The organism is Endozoicomonas sp. (genome assembly GCF_031844845.1).
GTDB lineage: Bacteria > Pseudomonadota > Gammaproteobacteria > Pseudomonadales > Endozoicomonadaceae > Endozoicomonas.
On the sequence record NZ_JAVRMB020000440.1, the window covers coordinates 1 to 6,900 of the forward strand.

Here is a 6,900-nt window from a genome sequence, read left to right on the forward strand (position 1 = left end):
AGATGTGTATAAGAGACAGCCCTACTTCAGCTGGTCACGACGCTTCCGTATACCAAGGGCAATCACTGCATTCATGGACAGATGGACTGAAACCTTAGGGTGTACAATACTCTGTCACTCTGATCGCATTCATTAACCCACTATTAATAAGAACACCAACATGCACACGATCCCGGAACGTGACTGGAAAGTCGTCAAAAAACTCCACCCGATTTTACTGCAACGGTATTGCCAGCAGGTCTTTCAAGATGTTCATGCATTAACGGAAGACGATGAATGTGATTACCATGAGGCCTATCAGGAGCTTTATGATCTGGTGCATGACCGGAACAAGGCAATGAGGGAACTTTTCGATGGCCTGACCCGAAGTAAAGCCACCCTGATGGTACTTGCGTGGAAAAATTATGGCCTTATCACTGACGATGAGTTTGAGATGTTTAATGAAGAGACTCAGGCTCTGGTAGTTCATATCCACCAGCTGTAAAAGACCAGCCATCACCCCAGGGAGATAAAGATCAGCTCACTGCCGGGCACCGTCTGCAGCTTGAAATGTTCGATAAATGAATCCTGCAACGCCTCACCCAGACAAAACCGGTTAATCTCCGCACGAATAATAACTATTGATACGTATCAATGTTTTCAGATCGCATCTAGTGAATAATTGCGCGCCTTCAGGAAGCCGAGCGAAAACCTGACATTGATTACCATAAAAAGGGAGATCACCGATTATGATGAGAGTCGAAAGATACACCCTTAAAGATGGACAGACCGGTTGGCTGGCACATATCCGTCAGAAAAGGCAGAGCTGTGAACCCACGGTTGTAACCCGACGCTTCAGCTGTTCAACCTATGGCAACCTGGCTTTTCAGAAAGCCCTGGAGTGGATTGAGAACCGGTATTATCAAGCAGCGATTTCAACAGCCTCCGACACGAATGCAAGCACGCTGCACGAGGGTTAACCAGTCTCTTCCAATATGAAATAAGCCTGAGGGGAGTCCATATTTCCAACATTCCCTTCTCAGTCAATCGTTGACACGCACTGCCGGAACATTGAATACACTGTATTAATAAACAGTAATCTTAATGGTGCGGCAATGAAGCCTATTCCACTAAATCCCAAAACGGATTCCAGAAAATACTCCTTCTATCAAAGCCCCGCTGCCTGTGGTTTTGTCAGCCCTGCAGCTGACTACCTGCAAGAAACCTTATCGTTTGATCAACTGCTCATTCACCATCCTGCAGCTACTTTCTTTGCCAGAGCGTAGCCATCCGACGACTGCTGTTCGTGAGCGGTTAATTGCTTTAAACAGAAGAGAACTCCCGATTCAATGGAGCGGTCACCGGTTTGATGGTTAAAAGTGGGATTAATGGCACTGGCGGCAAATAACCCGGTGTAGGTGGATTCCAGATCGCCCAGATGCTCTTTCATAAAGCCGGACAAATCCATTCGGAAATCATTCAGGGTCAGGTCAGTGATGGAGACACTGCCGGAAATGTCTTCCAGATCCACGACATTGTCTTGTAACTCCTGCAGCTGCTTGCGGCGATACTCCAGATCATTCATCTGTTTACCGCTGTCCTGCTCAATGACGTTTTCTTCACCGGTGGCTGATATATCCAGCAGCACCATACGACCACTGACCCGGGCTTCCAGATTGATGTATTCATCCAACTCCATATTGGGCCAGAAGTTGACCAGCTGAATCCTGCTGTTTTTTGAGCCGAGACGATCCACCCGGCCAAAGCGCTGGATAATCCGCACCGGGTTCCAGTGAATGTCGTAGTTAATCAGGAAGTCGCAATCCTGCAGGTTCTGGCCTTCGGAGATGCAGTCGGTGGCGATTAGAATATCAATCTCATCGGTGAGGCTGTCGTCTACTTTACTGCGCTCTTTGGAGACGGGCGAGAAGGCAGTCAGCAGGTTGTTCAGGTTACTGGTTACACCAGCGAGCGTGCTTTTGTTACTGCCTGCACCGGTGACCAGTGCCGAGTGCAGTCCAAGCTGTTGTTTGGCCCAGAGGGCAATATGTTGATAAAGGTATTGTGCCGTATCCGCAAAGGCCGTAAAGATAAGAACCTTTTTATTCCCCGGATTCAGAGGCTGCTGACATTTTTTCTCAATGATTGCCTGCAGGCGATGCAGCTTGGCATCACGGCTGGCATTAATGGCCTGGGCTTCCGTTAATAGTTGTTGCAGGCGAGTGCGGTCTTCTTCCAGATCCTGTCGCCAGAGGATATGGTCGATATCCTTGATCAGAATTTTGACCTTTTTGCCAATGAGATAGGCAGCAAATTCCGGGGAGTCTACTTCGATATCATTGATGCTGAGCTCTTCAATATCATCGCTGGAATGGTTGTCCAGCCTGGACAGAAGCAAGTCTACCGACCCCAGCAGTTTTTCCAGGGTCAGTGCGAAAGAGTGAATGGAGCTTTCCATCCGTTTTAGCAGGTTAACCCGCATCAGGTGGATCAGGCTTTGCTCACGGTCCACCATTTTGAACACAGAGCCTTTACTGACCTGAACATCGTATTTGCGGTTATATTCTGCCCGCTTCTCCATTCGCACATATTTGAGGGGAGCGTAGGCACTGAGGTTTAAGCGACGAATGATCCGGTTGATGTCTTTGAGCGGTGGGAACTGGTCGCTGGATCAATGTCTTCTTTGATATTGATGGGCTTCAGGCGTTCCGGGAAGGCTCCGATTTCTGCGATGTCATAATACTTTTCAATATGCTTGCGGGAGCGAGCGATGGTGAGCAGATCCAGCAGTTTGAAATAGTCGAAATTCATGCCCTCCAGCAGGGATTGGGTGCTGCGCTGCTCTGCGTCCAGCTTTAGCCATTGGTTAAACTGGGTTTGAGCTTTTTTCAGGGTAATTTCAATGCTGGATATGCCCTGTGCTTCAAAGGCGGTGTCTTGCCCTTCAGTGATGAAGGCGACCTGATTTTTCAGGTCATTCATCCGGTTATTGACCGGCGTTGCCGAGAGCATCAGCACTTTGGTTTTTACACCGGAACGTATAATGTCATCCATCAGCCGGGAGTAACGGGTATGCCCCTCTTTGGCGGTGCTGCTGTTTCGGAAGTTATGGGACTCATCGACGACGATCAGGTCATAGTTGCCCCAGTTGATGGTTTCCAGGTTGATTTCACCAGACTTGCCCGTGGTGCGTGTAAGGTCTGTGTGGTTGAGTACATCGTAGTTGAACCGATCTGCTACTAATAAATTACGCTTGTCGTTTACTGTATAAACGGTCCAGTTTTCTCTCAGCTTTTTTGGGGCAAGAACCAGTACCCGATCATTGCGAAGTTCGTAGTATTTAATGACGGCCAGAGCAGTGAAGGTTTTTCCCAAACCGACGCTGTCAGCTATGATGCAACCGTTATAGCGTTCCAGCTTATCAATGGCTCCAGGCACACCGTCTTTCTGGAACTTATACAGTTTGTTCCAGACCCGCGTATCTTTAAAACCCGTTTTGCTTTTGATGATGCTGTCTTCATCAATCTCTTCCAGAAAGTCTTTAAACAGATGATAAAGGGTCAGGAAGTAGATGAACTGGGGAGATTTATCCTGGGTCAGTTGGTTGAGCTGATCCAGCAGAAGTTGTTTGGCATCGCTGGCTGACGGGCTATCCCAGATCGCATTAAACCACTCCAGCATACCCTGGGTGGCGGTGCTATCCGTGAGGCACATGTTCATATCGAACTGGTCAGACTCACTGAAGCCCAGCCCCGTACTGGTGAAGTGAGAGCTACCCTGAATAGCAGTGTCGCTATTGTCTGCTTTGCTGATATGGAAAAGATTCTGGTTGGCCATGCTGGTGGAGCGCACTTCGACTTTATGCTCAATCCATTGGGCGCACTCTTTGGCGATCTGCATCTGGCTGAGCTGATTTCTGAGCCGGTGTTCAAAGCTGTCACCGGTCAACTCAGCAAATGGGTTATTGAGAGGGATTTCCGATTTCAGTGATTTGGACAACAGAAGCCGTATTTCATCGACGCCAGTTAATTCTTTTTTCAGGGACTCAAAGCCATAGATAGAGAATAGCCCTGAAATTACAGACAGCTTTGACCCTTTGTTAAGATGTCGGCGAAGCGCCTCACCAACTTTTCCATTTTGTTTGTTGTCCAGGAGCATGGGGGGTTCCCAGTTTATTCCGGCGGGTACGCTACCGCCCGTAGGTTAGACCACGGCCTTTTATTGACAGTGGGGAGCGTGGGCCCAGGTAGCTCAGGATAGTTTTTTAGGAAGGACGTCATTGTACGATTATACGATTAAAGACGGTAGTCGTGTCTTTACGACAGGGGGAATTGAGAAAGCGGTGTACTGATCTGTAAAACAGGTGTCAGCCTGATTCTCTGACCAAAGAGAATCTTGCTTGTGTGTCAGGTGTTGATGTTTTATAGGTAGGTGGATAGCTGAGCAGGAGAAATAAATGGCTGAACTCTATGATTATGACAACCTGGTTACCGGTGATCAGGTTATCGTTGACTATAACCTCAACCCTGACGGTACAGTTGTTGGTAGCTCAGATAAAAAGTCAGGTAATAAAGAGCTGGGTATTGTCGTTGGCCGGGAGTTGAATCATCTGGGTACTACTCATCTTTTAGTGGTGGATTTCCATGATGACGAATCAGAACGTATTAGTCGGAGTCGATTTGAATTTGGTGATCGTCGTGTGTTTAAGGTAAACGACGACTGACACTTTCGACTCCACTAATGACATTGATGAATCTGGCCATAATGATGAAACTGAGGTGTCTCTGACACCGGAGAAGGAAATGGACAAAAAGAAGAATAATGTAGTCCCTCTGGTTCGCAAGCCGCCGGTGGAACCAGTTGAGCCATTCGATCCTGACCAGTTTGTAAGTATCATTAAAAATCTGGTAGATAGCATTAAAGGTATCGGTGATTCAGAGCTTTCGCCTGATGAGATTGAGGAGGTTTTGGGGCAGTCTGTCAGTGACAGTGACAAGCGTTATCTGTCGGCATACCAGAGTGAGATCGAACCGATTATGGATGAAGTATCCAATGGGCTTGCGCTCCGGGCTCGAAAGTTGTTTACCCTGGTGGAATAGCTATGAAGAATACCGCATTGGTGAGCATGAATGTGCGGGCACCAGTTTAGAGAACGGCTTTAACTGTGTTTCTTCATCAGGCGGTATTGATGCCCACCGGATATTCCTGACTGGCTTCCAAGACCCATGGCCTTATGAGTTGTCAGTGTGATCAGGCTAATGTCTGATCACAATGCGGGGCTGTTTGATAAAGCCTTCCGCTAATTACACCACCCTCCCGCTTCCATCCTGAATACGGACTGGCAGTTCCCGCTGTCAGGTGCATAGACCCTGAAGTGCTTCTATAATTGATAATTCTCGAACAGCAGAATCCTCTCCGACACATGTGATAGAGATTGATGTCATGTCTGGTTTGAAATTTGATGATATTAAGTTCAGTGATATTTTGGGTGCCGGTTTCCCTTCGGCAATAAATGATCAACAGGATATTGAAAGTTTGAATGATACTCAGAAAAAGCGTGTGGCTGTGGTCGCTGCACTGGAGCTGATTCGGAATTGCTCGTCGGATCAGGTTGATCTTGCTAATAATCTGGATAATCTGGACAGCTACAGAGACAAGATACTGGCAGCGCTTGGCGAAAACGTTCAGTAACTACGATGCCCGGATAAAACAGCCCGGGCGTTGTCATATCAGGAACCGATGGCGGGTCTTGATTCTTGAATTGATGACTCAACAGAGCAGACCCGCCCTCAAATTTTGCACCTGGCAAAATCCACAACCCTTCCCCAACTCACAGCTCACTGAGCCACTCCGCCCCTGCTCAGTCAAAACATATCGCTCTTGCGCAACCGGCTTGTGGATAAAACCTATGGCTTTCCTGTTTTGGTTGACACTGTGCAAAAAGAAAGCCCTGCCACGGTTTCGCTGAACTGACAATGATGTATAGAATGCATCGCCCAGACAACACTCTGCCCCGGTTAAAGAAGACGACAGTTATACTCTTTTCCAAAAGTATCAGGACGTTGCCCCATGGAAACACAACTGGCCAAAGCCGCCAGAAATATCTACCGATACTTCGATGGCCAGATTGATCTTCAACAGGTAAAAAGCAGCTTTATCTATCTTTTTACTGGCCATGAGTCTCTACCTGTCGGTGAATCTGCCAGAGACACCCCCCTGGATTCAGATTTTGAGCACCTGGTTTCAGCCATGCAGTATGATTCAATGCTCAATGACTGGAATGAGGTCATGTCAGCAACTGCAGAGCTGACCGATAAAGATGCCAACCGCTTCCTCCGTTAACTGTTCGACTCTGTTGAATCGGATCAGCAGTTCTTCAAATACCTGAACGTTGCCGCTCGAGCGTTGTGCGTAAAAGAGTCATGGACTGACCACTCGATTCTTCGTCCCCAGACTAAAGCGGGCTGGACTATTCACGTTACCCTGAAAGGCGCCGGTTATTACAACTGCGTCAGAACCACACTGCAAACTCAACCGGGTGATATTCTGCTATTCAGTCCAACCGCCTACCTGGAGGTTCGCCGGGCAGAAGACTGTGACCAATGGCTTTATTCCTGGGTTATGTTTCAGGATGAGGGCGTTATAAAGGATATGCTTAACTGGCCAGAAATAGCTTCTGGTATTCATCACATAAGAACACACTCGCAGAAAAAACTGACACAAATTACCGCTGTCATCGGGTTTTTGGCGCAGCAGGGTTGGGATAAAGACCCTACAGAAGTTAAGGGCAACCTGTGTGGAACACCTGCTGTTGCGCTGTCATCAGATCATGGAATCTGAGGGCTATCATCGCACAGACCCAAGAGTTCAGTCCGCCATTCGCTTTGTTGAAGATAACCTGTTCTCGGACCTTTCCATTGA

At 47.8% G+C, this 6,900-nt stretch carries 9 protein-coding genes; 7 read left to right on the top strand and 2 right to left on the bottom strand.

Annotated features, from left to right (window positions below; all coding sequences use genetic code 11):
- Positions 1-160: 160 nt before the first annotated feature.
- Together RM811_RS24180 and RM811_RS24185 are read left to right on the top strand one after the other, a co-directional pair.
- Positions 161-484 (top strand): hypothetical protein, encoded by a 324-nt coding sequence (locus RM811_RS24180; protein ID WP_402529481.1) that lies wholly within the window; start codon positions 161-163, stop codon positions 482-484.
- 244 nt (positions 485-728) lie between these two features.
- Positions 729-959: a hypothetical protein gene (locus tag RM811_RS24185; protein WP_402529484.1), complete on the top strand. Its 231-nt coding sequence runs from the start codon at positions 729-731 to the stop codon at positions 957-959.
- Positions 960-1,228: 269 nt separating this feature from the next.
- Here the strand turns inward: RM811_RS24185 and RM811_RS24190 are convergent, their stop codons facing one another.
- A complete protein-coding gene (locus tag RM811_RS24190) occupies positions 1,229-2,560 on the bottom strand; it encodes a helicase-related protein (RefSeq protein ID WP_402529486.1) in 1,332 nt (443 codons plus the stop codon).
- A gap of 35 nt (positions 2,561-2,595) precedes the next feature.
- The gene (locus RM811_RS24195) at positions 2,596-4,137 is read right to left on the bottom strand and encodes an SNF2-related protein (RefSeq protein ID WP_402529489.1); all 1,542 of its coding nucleotides are present in this window, start codon (positions 4,135-4,137) and stop codon (positions 2,596-2,598) included.
- A 298-nt stretch (positions 4,138-4,435) separates the two neighbouring features.
- Between RM811_RS24195 and RM811_RS24200 the strand changes: the two genes are divergently transcribed.
- The 5 genes from RM811_RS24200 to RM811_RS24220 all read left to right on the top strand — a co-directional run bounded on the left by RM811_RS24200 (position 4,436) and on the right by RM811_RS24220 (position 6,819).
- Positions 4,436-4,702 carry a hypothetical protein gene (locus RM811_RS24200; RefSeq protein WP_402529492.1) on the top strand — a complete coding sequence of 89 codons (267 nt, stop codon included), beginning with the start codon at positions 4,436-4,438 and terminating at the stop codon, positions 4,700-4,702.
- A gap of 79 nt (positions 4,703-4,781) precedes the next feature.
- Positions 4,782-5,078: a hypothetical protein gene (locus RM811_RS24205; RefSeq protein ID WP_402529495.1), complete on the top strand. Its 297-nt coding sequence runs from the start codon at positions 4,782-4,784 to the stop codon at positions 5,076-5,078.
- Positions 5,079-5,421: 343 nt separating this feature from the next.
- Entirely contained in the window at positions 5,422-5,670 is a 249-nt protein-coding gene (locus RM811_RS24210; RefSeq protein ID WP_402529496.1) for a hypothetical protein, read from the top strand.
- A gap of 378 nt (positions 5,671-6,048) precedes the next feature.
- A complete protein-coding gene (locus RM811_RS24215) occupies positions 6,049-6,321 on the top strand; it encodes a hypothetical protein (RefSeq protein WP_402529499.1) in 273 nt (90 codons plus the stop codon).
- Between the two features lie 63 nt (positions 6,322-6,384).
- Positions 6,385-6,819, top strand: coding sequence for an AraC family ligand binding domain-containing protein (locus RM811_RS24220; RefSeq protein ID WP_402529502.1), 435 nt, complete (start codon positions 6,385-6,387; stop codon positions 6,817-6,819).
- Positions 6,820-6,900: the final 81 nt, after the last annotated feature.

What these genes read in the sequence shown, in the direction of transcription:
- RM811_RS24180 (WP_402529481.1), top strand. Translation starts at nt 161, where the DNA reads ATGCACACGATCCCGGAACGTGACTGGAAAGTCGTCAAAAAACTCCAC.
- RM811_RS24185 (WP_402529484.1), top strand. Translation starts at nt 729, where the DNA reads ATGATGAGAGTCGAAAGATACACCCTTAAAGATGGACAGACCGGTTGG.
- RM811_RS24190 (WP_402529486.1), bottom strand. Translation starts at nt 2,560, where the DNA reads ATGGAGAAGCGGGCAGAATATAACCGCAAATACGATGTTCAGGTCAGT.
- RM811_RS24195 (WP_402529489.1), bottom strand. Translation starts at nt 4,137, where the DNA reads ATGCTCCTGGACAACAAACAAAATGGAAAAGTTGGTGAGGCGCTTCGC.
- RM811_RS24200 (WP_402529492.1), top strand. Translation starts at nt 4,436, where the DNA reads ATGGCTGAACTCTATGATTATGACAACCTGGTTACCGGTGATCAGGTT.
- RM811_RS24205 (WP_402529495.1), top strand. Translation starts at nt 4,782, where the DNA reads ATGGACAAAAAGAAGAATAATGTAGTCCCTCTGGTTCGCAAGCCGCCG.
- RM811_RS24210 (WP_402529496.1), top strand. Translation starts at nt 5,422, where the DNA reads ATGTCTGGTTTGAAATTTGATGATATTAAGTTCAGTGATATTTTGGGT.
- RM811_RS24215 (WP_402529499.1), top strand. Translation starts at nt 6,049, where the DNA reads ATGGAAACACAACTGGCCAAAGCCGCCAGAAATATCTACCGATACTTC.